11 protein-coding genes are annotated in these 16,698 nt (G+C 46.1%); 1 reads left to right on the plus strand and 10 read right to left on the minus strand.

Annotated features, from left to right (window positions below):
* Positions 1-52 precede the first annotated feature (52 nt).
* From H1230_RS26735 to H1230_RS26780, 10 genes are all read right to left on the minus strand, one after another.
* Positions 53-1,060, minus strand: a complete 1,008-nt coding sequence (locus H1230_RS26735; protein ID WP_239712845.1) for a diacylglycerol kinase catalytic domain-containing protein — start codon at positions 1,058-1,060, stop codon at positions 53-55.
* On the minus strand, positions 1,057-2,109 hold the full coding sequence (locus H1230_RS26740; protein ID WP_239712846.1) for an SPFH domain-containing protein: 1,053 nt from the start codon (positions 2,107-2,109) through the stop codon (positions 1,057-1,059). Before H1230_RS26740 ends, H1230_RS26735 begins: the two co-directional genes overlap by 4 nt.
* Positions 2,110-2,297: 188 nt before the next feature.
* Positions 2,298-5,657: an Ig-like domain-containing protein gene (locus H1230_RS26745; RefSeq protein WP_239712847.1), complete on the minus strand. Its 3,360-nt coding sequence runs from the start codon at positions 5,655-5,657 to the stop codon at positions 2,298-2,300.
* A 226-nt stretch (positions 5,658-5,883) separates the two neighbouring features.
* A complete protein-coding gene (gene pgmB, locus H1230_RS26750; RefSeq protein WP_239712848.1) occupies positions 5,884-6,567 on the minus strand; it encodes a beta-phosphoglucomutase in 684 nt (227 codons plus the stop codon).
* Positions 6,564-7,445 carry an alpha/beta hydrolase gene (locus tag H1230_RS26755; RefSeq protein WP_239712849.1) on the minus strand — a complete coding sequence of 294 codons (882 nt, stop codon included), beginning with the start codon at positions 7,443-7,445 and terminating at the stop codon, positions 6,564-6,566. The genes pgmB and H1230_RS26755 overlap by 4 nt, the downstream gene beginning before the upstream one ends.
* A gap of 14 nt (positions 7,446-7,459) precedes the next feature.
* On the minus strand, positions 7,460-9,163 hold the full coding sequence (locus H1230_RS26760; RefSeq protein WP_239712850.1) for a glycoside hydrolase family 3 protein: 1,704 nt from the start codon (positions 9,161-9,163) through the stop codon (positions 7,460-7,462).
* Between the two features lie 40 nt (positions 9,164-9,203).
* Positions 9,204-10,190 (minus strand): ABC transporter permease, encoded by a 987-nt coding sequence (locus H1230_RS26765; RefSeq protein ID WP_239712851.1) that lies wholly within the window; start codon positions 10,188-10,190, stop codon positions 9,204-9,206.
* Positions 10,191-10,238: 48 nt separating this feature from the next.
* Positions 10,239-11,366 (minus strand): sugar ABC transporter substrate-binding protein, encoded by a 1,128-nt coding sequence (locus H1230_RS26770; protein ID WP_239712852.1) that lies wholly within the window; start codon positions 11,364-11,366, stop codon positions 10,239-10,241.
* Positions 11,367-11,398: 32 nt separating this feature from the next.
* On the minus strand, positions 11,399-12,412 hold the full coding sequence (locus H1230_RS26775) for an ABC transporter permease (RefSeq protein ID WP_239712853.1): 1,014 nt from the start codon (positions 12,410-12,412) through the stop codon (positions 11,399-11,401).
* Positions 12,413-12,431: 19 nt separating this feature from the next.
* Positions 12,432-13,955 carry a sugar ABC transporter ATP-binding protein gene (locus H1230_RS26780; RefSeq protein ID WP_239712854.1) on the minus strand — a complete coding sequence of 508 codons (1,524 nt, stop codon included), beginning with the start codon at positions 13,953-13,955 and terminating at the stop codon, positions 12,432-12,434.
* A 225-nt stretch (positions 13,956-14,180) separates the two neighbouring features.
* On the opposite strand from H1230_RS26780, the gene H1230_RS26785 reads away from it, so the two are divergent.
* Positions 14,181-16,682 carry a GH39 family glycosyl hydrolase gene (locus H1230_RS26785; protein WP_239712855.1) on the plus strand — a complete coding sequence of 834 codons (2,502 nt, stop codon included), beginning with the start codon at positions 14,181-14,183 and terminating at the stop codon, positions 16,680-16,682.
* The last annotated feature ends 16 nt before the right edge of the window (positions 16,683-16,698 follow it).

A 16,698-nucleotide genomic window follows, 5' to 3' on the forward strand; every position in this document is an offset into this window, starting at 1 on the left:
CGTAACTGCGGCTTCTGTGACACCTCCTTCATTAAAAAACGATTTCCCCTGCTCAAACTACGAGTCTCCCCCGCTTCTCCGCCAGACTGATTGTCGCCTCTACACCGGAGTTGAACTCCAGAAAGTCACTTTCTACTCCATCACTAAAAATCACTCCGTTCTCCGGCATCTGCGAGGTAATCCGCAGCGGTTGATTTCCGCTTATCTGTCCAAAGACTAGCTCCGCGGAGGTAGTGCGGCTCGGAAAGGGTTCTCTGACCGTAAAATACAGATTGGGATGATCCCAAGCAAGTCGCTGTTCAGGATTACTTGATTCTGCTAACTGCTGAGCATCGGCTCTACCCTGCCGCGCACCGTCAACAAGATCGGGCGCAGCGCCAGCTTTCATCTGCTCGGCTCCTCGGGCAATGCCGACAGCTCCAGCCAGCACACTCTTCAGCCAGCCCGTCGAGCCCATTCCAGTCGAGACAATAATTCCACTGGAGGATTGCTGCTCAGTCGAGCCGTTTAGCTGCAGCTGATAGCGGGCAGATACATGGGTTTTGCGTCCAATGAACAGATCATTCACACCATAAAGACTTTGACCGTCGTTAAGCTCTGCTTTAGCCAATGTCACTTCCTGCACCTGTCGTTGCCCCCGGAACACTTCAGGTACAATCAGCCGCAGATCCTTGACGGTAAAGGGCAGCAGTACCCCGTCCCAGCGCTCTGGATCAGGATTCACCCCAATCAGTGGCTGATTCTTCAAGTATTTGAGCGTATTGGCGACAAGTCCGTCTTGACCCAGCACAACAACCGTATCCTCCTCACCAAAAATGAAGTTCGGCACATGCTGACGCTCCAGTAGCTGCACTAGACCTATCGTGCTAAGCTCAATAACCGCTGTTTCTACAGCGCTCCGGTAATTGTAATCCTCATTGATATAGTCGCTAAAGTCCGCTCCAAGACGCTCAATATAGAACTGGGCCTGCTGAATTGTATTATAGCGGACTACCAACTCTTCCAGACGGGTCTTGCGTTTGATCAAGACAATTTTATTCTCGGATATCCGGCTACTCATCTTCCTCCTGCTCCTCTCGCTGCCCCCGTTCCATTGCCCGAGCCAGCCATAATGCCTTGCAGCAGATCTGGTGTGATGTTCAGTTGTCCAATTTTGCCAGCATTTACGGCAAGCTCTTGGAAAGCGATGGCAATCAGCTTATCCGGATTCATGCCTACATTCGTCAGTGCCTGCAGCACATTCGGCGATACTCCCTGCAGCGAATTCATGACGGCCAGCAGCTCATAAGCCTTGGCATCTGCTTCGGCTCTTTTATTGGCAACTGTCAGCTCGATCAGCTCCTGCTTCTTCTCTTCCAGTGCGGTGTCGAAGCTCAGTTGCTCTTCCTTCATTTCATTCTGCTTCTGCTTCACCGAACGTTCAGCATCCAGCTGTGTTTCACGGATTTGCTTCTTCTTCGTTTCCACCGCAATTTCGGTGTTCAGTTCATTCTCCTTCACACGTCTTTCCTGCTGAATCGATGCATTGCGGCGTTCATATAGCGCATCATCAGCACTGCGGAGAATTTCTTCTCTGGCCTGCGCCTCCAGCGCCCGGAGTGTTTCCTTATTCGGCACAATTGCCAGAATGGACAAGCCCATCAGCTCAATTCCCAGCTTCTCGATCTCAGTACTTTTGCCAATTTCCAACGTGATGCTCTGTGCCAAACGTTCGCTCGATTGAATAGCTTCCCGCAGGGGCAATTGCTCCAGCTGCCGCTTGGTCAGCACCTTGGCGATATTGATGACCCGTTGGGCCAGCTTGCCGGGATCGTCAGAGAGATAGGTGTTCTTTTTTAGATTGTAAGTATAATTCAGAATTTGGGTTGTTTTGCGGTAATCCACAATTCGATAGGTCAGCTGTCCCTGCACTGTAACCGTCTGGTAATCAAACGTGATTTCTTCAAACATAAAGGGAACATCAATCGAAGATACCGGTACAACGACCACGGAAGTGGTTGGGGCATAATAATTAAAAGAAAGCCCCACACCTTCACGGACAACTTTGCCATTCTTCACCTTCAGCACATAATCACTGGGTTGAAACTTCACAAATTTGAATCCGAACATGGACAAAACCTCCTTGGATGAATGGTTGACATCTGATTGATATTAACGTTTTGTTATTAACAACATGTTAACATGTATTGATGATATTATCAAGTTGTTAATAACAAACTATAAAAAAACCGCCACATCTCCTTAAGGGGAAATGTAGCGGTTACGAATGACCATCAAGTTCATCATCCAACTTTCGGTTATTTAACTGTGACTTTAACTTTGACGGTTTTGCCGCCGTATTTGACCGAGATATAGGCTGAGCCTTGTCCGTTCGCCTTAATGAGTCCATTTTTGCCTGTGGCTACTAATTCTTTGGTTGAAGACCAAAGTGCAGCTTTGGACACATCCGCCTCACTGTCGTCTTCAAAGGTAGCCGTAGCCTTAAGCTGCAGCGACTGGCCCACGGCCAGCTCCACATTGAGTTGACTGACCTCCAAATATTTGAGCACATCCACCGTCACCGGAATCTTCACGGTCTTGCCACCATACTTCGCTGTCACGTAAGACTTGCCATAAGCTACAGCCTTAACTGTACCCGCGGTGACGGTGACGATTTTATAGCTTCCGCTTTTCCATTCTGCTTTGTCCGTTACATCCTTCGTTTTGCCATCACTATATGTAATGGTTACTTTGGCTGAAGAGACATCACCGGATTTAAGTGACATGTTGGTAACAGAAGCCTCTATTTCGGATACCTGATCCACTTCAATGTCGATAGTAGTCTTTTGTCCACCATAGGATGCGGTAAGTGTGGCCTTACCTTTGAGATTCGCTGTAACGAGACCCTTCTTTACAGAAGCTATTGTTGCTTTGGAAGTGGTCCAATCGGCATCGTCCGTCACATCCGTATCTACGCCATCCGCATCGGTAGCCGTCAAAGTAATTTGCGCTTTGTCCGAGAGTGACATCGTTATCAGATGCACATCCGCATCCAGTTCGTCCACTAATCCAACATTCACTGTAATCGTCGTCTTTATTTCGCCGGATTTGGCCGTAATAATCGCCGTTCCCGTATCTACTCCGGTAATAAGCCCGTTATCAACTACGGCAACTTTCTCGTCACTGGAGCTCCACTCTACTTCATCAGTAATTGCAAGATCACTGCCATCGCTATATTGACCTGTAGCTACCGCTTGATACGTTTCATCTTCTTTGAGATCAACGCTTTTGACCTGAAGCGTCAGCTTGCTAGGTGTGCCTGACGTCACTTTGACCGTCGCTTTTTTGCCACCATAGGAAGCGGTGATTACTGCGCTGCCTGTAGCATAGGCTGTGATTTTCCCCTCAGTTGCCGCAGCGATGTCTTCATTATCCGAGCTCCACGTCGCTGTATCGGTAACATTCTGCGATGTTCCGTCGGCATAGCTCGCTATAGCTGTAATTTCCTTGCTCTGATTAATCCCGAGATTCAGCTTGCTGATCGTGAGATTCAGATGTGATGCTTTCTCAACATCTACAGTAATGGTAACTGTTTTGCCGCCGTAAACTGCGGTAACCGTAACCGAGCCTGTTTTATATCCCGTAATCAAGCCTTTGGTAACAGTAGCGATATTCTCATCGCTGGAGGTCCAGACTGCACTAGCGGTAACATTGCTGGATGCACCTTCAGTGTCTAGTGCAGTGAGCACCAGTTGCTGAGTACCGTTAATTCGCACAAATACACTATCATCGTCGACGCTCAATTTATTGCTTTTGCCTACCGAAAGATTCGAACTCACTGTCTTAGCCCCGTAGCTGGCGCTTATCGTTACATTGCCTTCTGCGTAGCTCGTAATCGATCCTTTAGTTACAAAAGCTACAGCTTCGTCACTGGAGGTCCAGGTTGCTTGAGCCGTTACATTGGAAGTAGTTCCATCTGCAAACGTTGCTGTAAGCGTCAGCGCTTTGGAAGCATTAACAGCCATATTGAGGGTTGTTTCGCTTAAGGCGAGATGTCTCGCCGTTCCTACATCCACCGTAATAGTGACAGTTGATCCATTATAGGTACCTGTAATCGTAGCCGTCCCAACGGAATAACCTGTAATCAACCCCTTGGAGACAAGCGCAATCGCCTTATCGCTAGAAGTCCAAGTTGCTAGACTTGTTACATCTGATGAGGAGCCGTTCCCTGCCACCGCAGTCAGCTTCAATTGCTGGTTACCGCCTACTTGCAGGAATACATTCTCCTGGTCAGCGATTAATTTATTCACTGCGCCGACTTCAACTTCCATCGTTGTTTCGAGCGTACCGTAGGAAGCGCTGATGGTAGCCGTGCCCGACGTTTTATAGGTCGTAACAGCTCCTTTTTTGACAAAAGCAACGATTTCATTACTAGAGGTCCAAACCGCTTGAGAAGTCACGTCCTCCGTGCTGCCATCCGCATAGGTTGCCTTCAATGTCAGGCTACTGCTGGAATTCGTGTTCAGGCTTAAGGATTCCTCACTCAGATCGAGATATCTTGCCACTGCGACATCAACTTCGACCGCTACCGATTTATCGCCGTATGTGCCTGTAATCGTAGCCGTGCCAGCGGTATAGCCGTATATTTTTCCTTTATAGACATAGGCAATACCGGAATCACTAGAGCTCCAGATGGCCGTACTTGTCACATCCTTTGTAGTGCCATCGGGATAAACCGCCTTAAGCGTAATCTGCTGCTCTTCCTCTGGCTTCAGAAACACACTTTGATCATCGACCGTCAGTTTACTAGTCTGATCAACCGTCACTTGAATCGTAGTTGTTTTGGTTCCGTATTTAGCCGTAATAACAGCAGTGCCCTGCTTGTACCCGGTAATTACTCCGCCCAGTACGTCAGCCACATTCTCATCGCTGGAAGACCATGTAGCCATACTGGTTACATTCTCCTGCGTACCATCTTGGAAAGTGGCTGTTAACACGACCTTCGAACTGTCATTCAATAGGAGAGAAACATCTATCTTGTCGGGTGTAATCCGCTTCGCCACTTCTACATTGACAGTAACTGTTACGGTTTTTTTACCATATACGCCTGTAATAGTCGCTGTGCCGGAAGAAATCCCCTTCACCTTGCCATTCACAACGGTAGCGATCGAAGCATCACTTGTGCTCCAAACCGCCTTGTCCGCCACTGTCGCATCCGTTGTATTATCCGAATAGGTTGCCGTCAGAATAACAGAATCAGTCGCTCCCTTGCGCAAGTCAAGGCTCTGCGTGTTCTGGGTTAAGGCTTTAACCTTCTTGGAGACAGTAACTGTTGCCGCTTGAGAGAATTTCGTGCCGTCTGTATATGTATACACTGCAACAATCGTTGCCGTCCCTTCTGCCTTTGCGGTTACAACTCCGTTATATACAGAGGCGACCGCCGATTTATCGCTTGACCAGTCCGCATTCACGGTAATATCACTGGAAGATGCGTCGGAAAAGACAGCTGTAGCTGTCAAAACTGCAGTGTCTTCGATAGCCAGCGCAAGCTCATTTGCGCTCAGCACAATTTTATTCACAGTAACCGTACTGCTCGCCAACGCCAAACCGCCGTTCCCAAAAATAAGAAGAATGGATAATGTCATCGTCATAAAACTTATGAAAGTGTTCCTTTTCAATCTACTACCTCCTAAATATTGATAAAAGCATGCAGCTTTCGACATCGTAGCAAGGAAACCTGAATTAATTCTGAACGGAATGCGTAGTATTGCATTGCCACCACCCCAAACAAAGAAAACAGCAGTGATCTAAGACTTCGAAAATAAAGTCTTAGACTACTGCTGTTTTATTCTGGTCCTAACTCTTTAAATTATGAGTGTAGTCATTAGCCTTGTTCCAATTACGTTAAGCTTCGGAATTCCATTGACTGAATTTGGCCAAAATTGTGATCATATCAAGATAATTCGTGGTGGGCACAAGATAGTCAGCCTGCCGGAGAGATTCTTTCGAACCGATGCCGACCGCGAACATACCCGCTCGCTTAATTGCCTCGATGCCTGCAGCTGAATCCTCAATCCCAATGCAAGCCTCATACGGGACATTAAGATAATCAGCTGCATGTATGAAGGTTTCTGGGTCCGGTTTGCCATACTTTATGTTGGCCGCATCGACAACATAGTCAAATGCGCCAGTCAACTCTAGGCGCTCCAACACGAACTGGGCGTTCCTACTCGCTGAACCAACCGCCAGCTTAATGCCCCCTATACGTAACTCCTTAATCAATGTGTCGATGCCGGGCAGAATATCGTCAGGGGAGACGGACTGGATTAACTGGGTATAATGTACATTTTTCTTAGCGGCCAACCGCTGCAGCTCTTCGGTCGGCAGCACCCGTTGTTCAGGAGCTGCTGCAATGATCCGCTCCAACGACTGCAGTCGGCTGACTCCCTTCAGTTGCTCATTCAGTTCCCTGTCAACTTCAATTCCAAGTTCTTCACCGAGCTGTTTCCAGGCCAAGAAGTGAAATTCCGCCGTATCTGTAATAACCCCATCCAAATCAAATATTACAGCTTTGGGAAAAGTACTCAATGCGAACCTACTCCTTGCCGCAGCCATTTCACACTCAGATTAAACCACTCGGAGAGATGTAAATGCTGTATCGTCTCCGGCGATTTGACCGTTTCATCACTGAGCGACATGCCGTGAGACCCTTTTTCGAACATATGCAGCTCACAAGGTACCTCATTGCAGAACAACGCCTCAGCAAGATGGAATAAGTCTGTTGGCAGGATCACCGAATCTTCATAAGTCCCCCAGATGAATGTACGAGGAAGCTCCCCATGTATATGGTGCAGCAGATTCAAAGAATCCTTCTCTACATCTGACAAATTTTCTTTGCCTTTGAGGATTTCACGGATGCTTGGCCCTCTCATATCGGGCATCAAGCCTTTCTCCATCAGTTCAATAACAAAATCAGGGGTCTTTTCCGAACGCGGCTTCAATGTAACCGCTGGATAGCCAAGTAGCAACTGATTGGGTTTGATCTGGGCAGGACTTAATCCTGTACCTCCGGTAAGAAGAGGTTGATTATAATAAACGCCCAGACTAAGTGCAAGATTTCCTCCCGCAGAGAAGCCGATAACTGAAATATTGTCCTTGTCTACAAGCCATTCCTCCGCATGTTCCCGAATGGTCGCCATCGCATGTGCCAGTTCAAACAGAGCGGTGGGAAATGGATTATCGATTTTAACCGAATAAGTAAGAACAAAAGCATGGTATCCCATTCTGGCATAAGCCAGAGCTACAGGTTCTCCTTCATTTTGGGATATGACCGTATAGCCGCCGCCAGGACAGATTACAACAGCCGGGCGCACCAATTTCTTTCGGTCAAATTCTCCATCATCCAGGATATAGGTGGTCAATGTTGCTGCTGAGTTGTCCATTAGCCGAATCGTTTGATGAATCACTGTTAATCCCCTTCCTATAATCTTGTATCCCATTTGCCGCAAAACGGATCTATAGGGCTCTTGCCTTTGAACTCCGATACTCCCATCAGCTTCTCAAGCAGCAATGGCAAGGTATAATCGTTAACTCCATAAGTATTAATATAGGTTTTGACGCGTGGAACATCGAGTAAATGGTAAGGGTTCTCTGTAGAAATAAATACTGTCGGAATGGAATTGATATAATTCGGAACATTAATACCCATTGGATTAAGCCACTCAATTCGGACAGCCGTCTGATTGGATTTGGTCGCCAGATTGCACAGATAGACAATAATATCATAGCTTTCTTTCATTTCTGTAAAAGAACTCTGCAATCCCTCGTAGACACCCGTGGGCTCAAAACGGGTTACACTAAATCCCTCGTTCTCCAGTAGAGGAATAAATGAAGCCGCCAGTCCGCTAGTCTTGCTGTAACCCAGCGCGTTGGCCTCACTTTCTATGTCGTAGAGCAAGACACGCGGAAAGCGTTCAGCTGTAATAGGAAGTACTCCGGATTCTTCCTTAACAAGGGTTATCGACTGATCCGTGATCGCTCTGGCAGTTTCCCGATGTCTTTCATGTCCCAGTACCTCCACAGCTTTATCAAGCACTGGAACATTATCCCGCTCCTGTAGCTTGAGTGAAGCCTTTAGCCCCAGAATGCGGAGAACAGCTTCATCTAGTCTGCTGGCAGAGAGCATGCCTGTCTCCAGGCCTTCCCGCATGAACTTCACATCTTCTTCCAGATTTTTGGTGAACAGGAACATATCGCAGCCGTTCTCAATCGCCCGGGGCACCAGCTCATTTCTCGGCATAGGAATATTCATCCCCGCCATCGTTGTCGCATCGGTGATAATCAGCCCATTGAAGCCGAGCCGTTCCCGAAGAAGTTCGCCGAGCAGTTCACTTGCCAACGATGCCGGCAGAATCTCCTCGTCACGAAGAGACGCATTCAGAAGCTTGGAATATTCAGGAAGGGAAATATGCCCGACCATCACTGTCTTGGCTCCTTCATCGATCAAATGGCGGTACACACTCCCAAAGCTACGATCCCATGCTTCGGGCGTCAGGGTATTCACGGAAGTCACGAGATGCTGATCTCTTTCATCCACACCGTCACCGGGAAAATGCTTGACCGATGCAGCCATTCCCTGCTCCTGGCAGCCTTTCACATAAGCGGCCCCCATCTCCATAACCGCTTGCGGATCGTTTCCGAAGGTTCGGGTATTGGTGATGGGATTACGGAAGGTATAGTCAATATCGACGACGGGAGCAAATGCATAATTTGCACCTACGCTTTGCCCTTCAACGGCGCATATTTTCCCTAACTGGTAAGCCAGTTCATTGTTTCCGGTTGCGGCAATAGCCATATTCGAACCGATTTTGGTGCCGTCCTTAGTAATCCCTTGACCGCCCGCCTCCAGATTGGCAGCAATCAGCAGCGGAATCCGCGCCGATCTCTGCAAGGTCGCTACAGTAGAGATTACATCTTCCTTAGCCATAGAACGGCACATCAAACCTCCGATACCAATCTCTTGGGCAATATGTTTCAGAAAATGCTCATCCTGCTTATAACCGACCATAAAGAACAATTGTCCGATCTTTTCCTGCACAGTCATTTGCCCTAATGTCGATTCCACCCATCTCAAATCTTCTTCGTCCAGGTAAAACGGCTTCTCTTTCAATCGGTTAATATTCACTTCTCTCACTCCAATCCTTACTGCGGTTGCGCCTCAAGATTTAGTTATGAGTACGAGTTCTAAATTCCTTAAAAAATTCACGTATTTTCTCCTGATTAGAGGTATATCCCATGAAAGCCACGATAAACACACCAAGATTTACGGTCTGCATCGAGCTATCGATGCCCAGGATGACCATGCCATAGGATAGAGCATTCATTCCCAGAGCACCGGCAAAAATACCGAGCGGAATATTCGAGAAACGCGCTAAATAAAGTCCTACTAGTACCGGTCCCATTGAAGAGAACATCAGCATGGTGGAGCTCAGATTATTGGCCGGAGACACCAATACCGTGGAGGCATTGATGACAGCGGCCACTCCAAGCAATACACCAACTACCAAATAAGTCATCATAATATTCTTTTTCTCTTTAACTCCCCTATTGACCGCCTGACGAGGATTTGCGGCAAGCGAACGCGTATCATAGCCGAATTTAGTCCGGCCCAGCAGGAGATAGAATAGTACCATAATGACTGCCAGCACGATATAGATCCACGGTGCCCGGGCAAATACCGTCAGTTGGGAATGCATGTACAGCTGTGTCCCAGATCCGCCGTAAACGACACCAGAAAGTGCTTCATACACCATCACCACACCGAGTGAAAGAATAATGGTCGGAACCCTTATCGCCAGATACAGAACACCCTCCAGCAGGCTAAGAACAATTGCAATTCCCACCGTCAGCAGCAGCAGCGTCAGCGGTCCCGCGTCCATATTAATGGCCAGATTGCAGCCGATGATGCCTGACAGAATAATGATAATCCCTGGAGCGAAATCCCAACGTGCTCCCGACAAGGGCAGTGCGATGGCATAGGCAATAATCGTGGACAGTACACTGCTTCTGATGATTCTGTCAAATGCACCTGATGTAGCATAGCCCGACCGATCCATCAAGAAGCTTACCAGCAGAATAATTACATATACCATTACAGGGAACGAAAAAGTTTTCAACAAACCCCAGGCTTTCTTGACAATTAGGTTCTTCATGTGTTCACTCCGTTACATTGGGTAGGCATAGCTCATACCCTGTTTCAATTAATTTCTAGCCGCTTCAATTTCAGATAATGTACGGGTGGTTAACTTCTGCAATGATTCCCAAGTAGCAGATTCGTTGTAAGTCATCATCACTTCTTTCAGTTCGTCTGCAGTAACCGAACCTTCAGACTTGACATTCGGAATGACATATTTATTAAAACTATTGGCTTCTTCCACTGATTTCAGTGTTACATAATTGACCCTTCCATTAAGCTGCCAGTCAGGATAAACTTTTCCTTTGATCCGGTCGTACAGCTGTGCAAAGGCATTAGCCACAATTTGCGTGTAATTGTTCGTTCCGGCCATCAAGATATTGCCGTACTCGAGACCCGCAGTTGTAGAGTTGTTATATCCCAGAGCGAGCAGACGGATTCCGGGAGTGGAACTATTTAGAATAGCTGGGTAGACAAAATCCATTCCCGAACCCAAGCCAAAGATCGTATCGACCTCCGGATGCTCGGAGATGATTTTGGTTACTGCATCGCTTGCATTCTCTGGTGCAAAGGAGTGATATTCCGTTGGATAAATAGTGACTTCATCATTCACGTCCAGCTCCTTCATTTTCTCAGTCATTCCCGAAATGATTGCCGGAGCGTCCCGGAAGGCAAACTCAGGAAATGAGGTAACTCCGATATTTCTGGCACCAGCGCTATAAGCCTTCTCGGCATATAAGGCACCCAGGTCCGCTGGATTGTCACCAAATTGCTTGATTCCCCCAACAAAGTAGTCGCTGGCTACACTTCCATCCACATCACCCAGCACGACCGCATAATACACACCGGCTTCTTCCGCCAGGCTCACGCTTTGTTCGAGCGCGGTATCATAACCACTGATGACGCCATCTACCCCTGAGGCAAGCAGATTCTCCAGGCCTTTAATATGGTCTTCCTCACTTGAGCCCACTGTTGCATAATTAAACTTCACATCGAAATTGTTTTCTAAATAGGAGCAATACGATTTTATTTCCTGACCCTGAATATCCGTATAATTGTACAGCATAACTCCAATGTTGATCTTTTCCTTCTCTTTTCCACTTGCATTATTGGCTTTATCTCCGCAGCCGGTGAGAACGATTCCAATCAGCAGCATAAGCACGCTTAGAAAAGCAATAACTTTATTTTTCTTCATAATCGATCCCTCTTTTTTTGAATTTTCATGACTTAACGAGGCATAACTTCAGAGGAAGGACGCTTAAGCAGCAGGAACACCACCAGCAAAAACACAATCCCCTTCACTAAAGAGACCACTTCCGTAGCCACCCCCACCATTACCAACCCGTTATTGAGCAAAATATAAGTAATGCTGCCTACAATCGCCGAGCTCATCTTCGCCTTACTGCCGCCATTCAGGGACAGGCCGCCCAAAATAAGGGCCACAATGACGTCCATCTCCATGCCTGATCCCGTGTTCTCGCTGATAACCGTCGAACGCGCCAAAGATAATATAGAAGCGAAGCCCACCAACACACCCGCCAAAGCATAGCCGATGACTTTTGTCTTTTTCACCTGTACCCCACTTTGCATAGCGGCCAGGGGATTATCACCAATAGCCCTGTTATACTTGCCAATCTTCGTGTAATGAAACAGTACGATTCCGATCAAGCCTACTAATACAAGGAAGATCAGAATAAACGGGATATTTCTACCCAGCAGCTTGAGTTGCTCCGAATTCATTACTCCAATCTTCTTGGAAGCAGTGGATACGTTATAGGTCACAAGCCCTCTTGCAATAAACATGATAGAAAGGGAGGAAATTACGGACATCAACCCAAACTGTATGGCGATGAATACATTAAGCAGATAACAAATAACGGATACGGCAACGGCTGCTAGAATGCCGATTGCGAGCGGCGCACCAGAATTCAGCGTATAAACCGCTATCATGGAGCTTAGCGCCATAACCGCGCCTACCGATATGTCCATGCTGCCATGGGAAAAGATAAAGACCATACCCACCGAAATCGTGAACAGCACCGCAAGCTGCTTGAGAATCGTCCGCAGGTTAAAGCTTGATAGCAAGTCCCCACCCGTTAGTATGGCAAAGACCACAATGACCAGTGCCAAACCTGCATACTGAATGATGGTATTCTTATTTTTTTTCAGAAAGTCGAGAATGCTCGATAAATCCCATATACTGTCGCGGCTCCCTTTTGTAGATGCATTACCCTGTTCCATTGAGCCCCCCGCCTTCACTCTAAATCATGTGTTCAATCAGCATAGCCTCACTGAGATTCTCCGACCGGGAGAACTCCTTGCGGATTCTTCCGTCCTTCATCATTAGAATCCGGTCGCTCATGCCGATCAACTCTGTCAGTTCCTCCGAAATCATCAGTATGGAATAACCCTCCTGCTTCAACGTGTAGAGCAACTGATACATGGTGGTTTTCACACCTACATCCACACCCCGGGTAGGGCTGTCCAATATTAGTATTTTCGAGTGGTTTCCAATCCATTTCCCGAAGGAAACCTTTTGTTTGTTACCTCCAGACAATTCCCCCACATTCTGGTTCATGCTGCTGGCTTTAATCTTCAGGTCTTCCATTTGTCTCGCGGCAAATTGCTTCTCTTGGCCGGGTAGAATCAAGCCAAAGTGTGAAAGCTGATCCAGCGCGGACAAAACCAAATTGTCCTTGATAGACGCTTCCATAATTAACGTTTCTTTATCTCTGTCCTTGGATACATAGCCGATTCCGCTGGCCAATGCTGTCTTGATACTGTTCAATTTATGGGGAATAGCTGGAGCGCCGCCCTCTTGCAGTTCATAGACTATGACCTCTCCCTGATCTGGATTTAGCCCTCCATACATTAATTTGCCCAGCTCATGCATTCCACTGCCTGATAGTCCGCCTATCCCCAGAATCTCACCTTTGTGCAGTTCCAGCTGAATGGTGTTCAGAACGGGGGTGCTGACATTTTTGACCTCGACCATGACCTGATTGTCATGAGTACCATCGTAATCAACACGGTAATAATTCCCTTCAATGACCCTACCAACCATAGATTGTTTAATGTAATTCTCATCAAAATTCTGCTTCTCAATCGTAGTTACAAGGTTTCCATCCCGCATTACCGTCAGCACATCACAGACATCCATCAATTCGCTAAGATCGTGGGAAATAAACAATACAGCTTTATTCTGGTCTCTGCGTTTGCGCATAATTTGGTGGATCAGCACTCTGCCTTCATGTGATAAGGCGGTTGTTGTCTCATCGACAATGAATAACGTAGGATCATAGTATAGGGCTCTCGCGATTTCGATCAGCTTCCTCTGTTCAAACGTCAGCGTATACATAGATCTGGTTACATCGAGTTCGCGGAGCTCAATCAGTTCCAACGCCCGCTCCGCCTCCCGATTCATCCGTTTATGGTCAACGAATCCACGCTTAACAAACTGCTTTTCCTCGCCAAGAAACATATTCTCTGCAATCGACAGTTCGGGAATAGTCCCTGTCTCCTGCACAATCATTGAAATTTTATGTTCTCTCGCATCAAGTGTGTTCTTGGGACGGTAGGGCGTCTCAGCAATCCGCATTTCACCGCTCGTGACGGGAAGCAAGCCGCTGATCATAGCCGAAATAGTTGACTTTCCAGAGCCATTCTCTCCGATGAGGCCCCGAATCTCACCGAGCCTAATATTCATACTGATCTGATTAACAGCGGTTACATCATTAAATTTTTTGCTTATATTCCTGGTCTCCAAAAAAATTTTCTTTTCCATATCCAACATCCCTTTTGCCATATGATATCGCTTACCTCCACGGATATATCGTAACATTTACCACAGCCAATATTAACTAATCCTGTTAACTAGATTAGAGCAAAAATTTAACCTATAATAAGATTGTAACCGTTATCTATTTCGGATTTTGAAATTAAGATTAAATATATGCACATCATACTGTCATTTAAGGTTAATATAACAACTATATCTAGGAGTGTTTATATGGAATTTCGTCATGAAGTTATCAGTTTCCCCAAACAGTTACCCATCAAATTCTTCCTTCACCGCATCGGACATGTTAACCGCCACTGGCATCAATCGTTGGAGCTCATTATTAATATCAAGGGTAAGGTGCAGATTACGGTCAACAACTTGACTCATGAGCTTGAAGCCGGTGATATCATTCTGATTAATTCTAACGAGGTTCATGAGCTGCATGCAGACAATACGACAATGTTGGCACTGCAAATAAAGCTCGAATTACTTAAAGAAGCAACTATGGATATTCAGAAAATATATTATGATTGCAATTCAGCTATTTCCGGCCACCCAGAAAGATTCAAAAATTTAAAACGGATCGTCGCCCAAATTCTGAAATACAATATAAACTCCAACGAATATATCGATCTCAAGAATATCTCACTTGTATATGAGCTAATCTATGAACTTTGCTCCAATTTCAGCAGTGACGAAAAGGATGTTCACAACTACTCCCTTGAGAATCTAGACCGGCTTAGCCGGATACTTGATTACATCAATAGCAAGTATAGCGATCCGATCTCTCTACAAAATATGGCCAAAGCAGAATATTTGTCCGTCCCCTATTTATCGAAGTATTTCAAACGAAGTATGGGAATGTCATTTAGTGACTACTTAAAGGATATCCGCTTACATCATGCTGTAAATGATCTCCTGAATGAGTCGCTGACTATTGACAAGGTAGCGGTACAGAATGGATTTCCCAATGTCCGTTCCTTTGTCGTTGCTTTTACCGAAAAGTATGGGGAACTCCCCAGTGTCTGGAGGAAGAAACATGCGAGTGAAATTCTAGGGAGCATTGAAGCTACCAAGGAAAAATCCGTGAATTATTATCAGGACGAGCCCCTTTCTTATTATGAGGATATTTCAGCTTTCATAGAGAGCAATCTGGATTCAGTCCCCGTTGACCTGCCCCAGCGGGTGGGCAACAGTAAAACTTCATTGATTGAAATTCAAGTTTCGAAATCCCGCATGTTACTTGACCATAATTTCAAGAACTTTATTGGAGTAAGTCGGGCTAAAGAGGTTCTCCTCGCCAATGTTCAGATGGCACTGCGCATCGCACAGGAGGAGATTGGTTTCAAATATATAAAGATGCATAGCCTTCTAGATGATGACATGATGGTTTACAGCGAGGATGCAGAGGGAAGAGCCATCTATAATTTTCAGTTTATTGATATGGTATTTGATTTTATACTCTCCATCCGGTTGAAGCCGCTGGTGCAGTTCTCCTTCATGCCGAAGCTGCTCGCCAGCAGTTTGGAGAAAACCGTCTTTTACAACCAAATCAACACCAGCCCTCCGAAGAGCATCGATAAATGGAATCAACTCATTCGAGCGCTAACGCTGCATCTGATCCAACGGTATGGCCTGGAGGAAGTAAAGACGTGGCTGTTCTGTGTATGGAATGAGCCCAGTTCTTCCAATTTATTGTTTGGCTTTAGCCATGACGACATTTTCAATAACTTATACCAGAACACCTATGAAACCGTGAAACAGATTGATCCCTCTATTCCATTCGGGGGACCCGCTGCTTTCTCCACCTATAACAAGAATGAAGATTGGCTGTTTCAGTTTCTGACTTTTAGCAGGGATCAGGGCTGTACGCCTGACTTCATCACGATCCATTACTACGATATCGATTTATGGGATTACAACGGTCAAGATACCCAGTTGAATCTGAGTCCGTCGACACACTCCTTCACTGAATTTATTGATCGGCTGAAGCAGCGTCTGCAGGAATCCGAGTTCGACTCGCTTCCCGTATATCTGACGGAGTGGAATTCGACCGTCTCCCATAAAGACCTGATGAGCGACACCTGCTTCAAATCAGCATATATCATTAAGAATCTCACCGAGAACTATGACCGTCTGGATGCTTTCGGGTATTGGCTGTTAACAGATCTACATGAAGAAAATCTGCTTCCACAGCAACTGTTCCATGGAGGACTCGGACTATTCACCTATAACAATATAAAAAAACCGTCGTATCACGCCTTTTCCTTCCTAAACAAACTGGGTGATGAGCTGATTGCGAGCGGCGATGGATATTTCGTTACTAAATCACGAACTGGATTTCAGATTTTGCTACACAATTATCATCATTATGATGAGGTCTACGCCAAAGGTATTTCCATAAGTATTTCCTATCACGAACGTTATTCCCATTTCCCGGTAAAATTACGTAAGGAATTTAATATTGAATTATCACCTGTTAATGGCAAGTATGACCTTGTGCAGCACATAGTTAATCAGCAGTTCGGAAGCGCATTTGACAACGAAAACCAATTCGTAGCGGAAAATGGGCATTCTATTGAAGAAATTAATTATCTGCGCAGCATATCCGTACCTAAACTCAGCAAAAAGTGTGTTCAAGCCTCAGGTAAACTCCCGATACAAGTCATCCTAGAGCCATTCGAAATTCGACTTATTGAACTCACAGAACGATTTGAAAATAATTACTGAACAAAACACAAGCGAT

The organism is Paenibacillus sp. 19GGS1-52 (genome assembly GCF_022369515.1).
Classification (GTDB): Bacteria; Bacillota; Bacilli; order Paenibacillales; family Paenibacillaceae; genus Paenibacillus_AQ.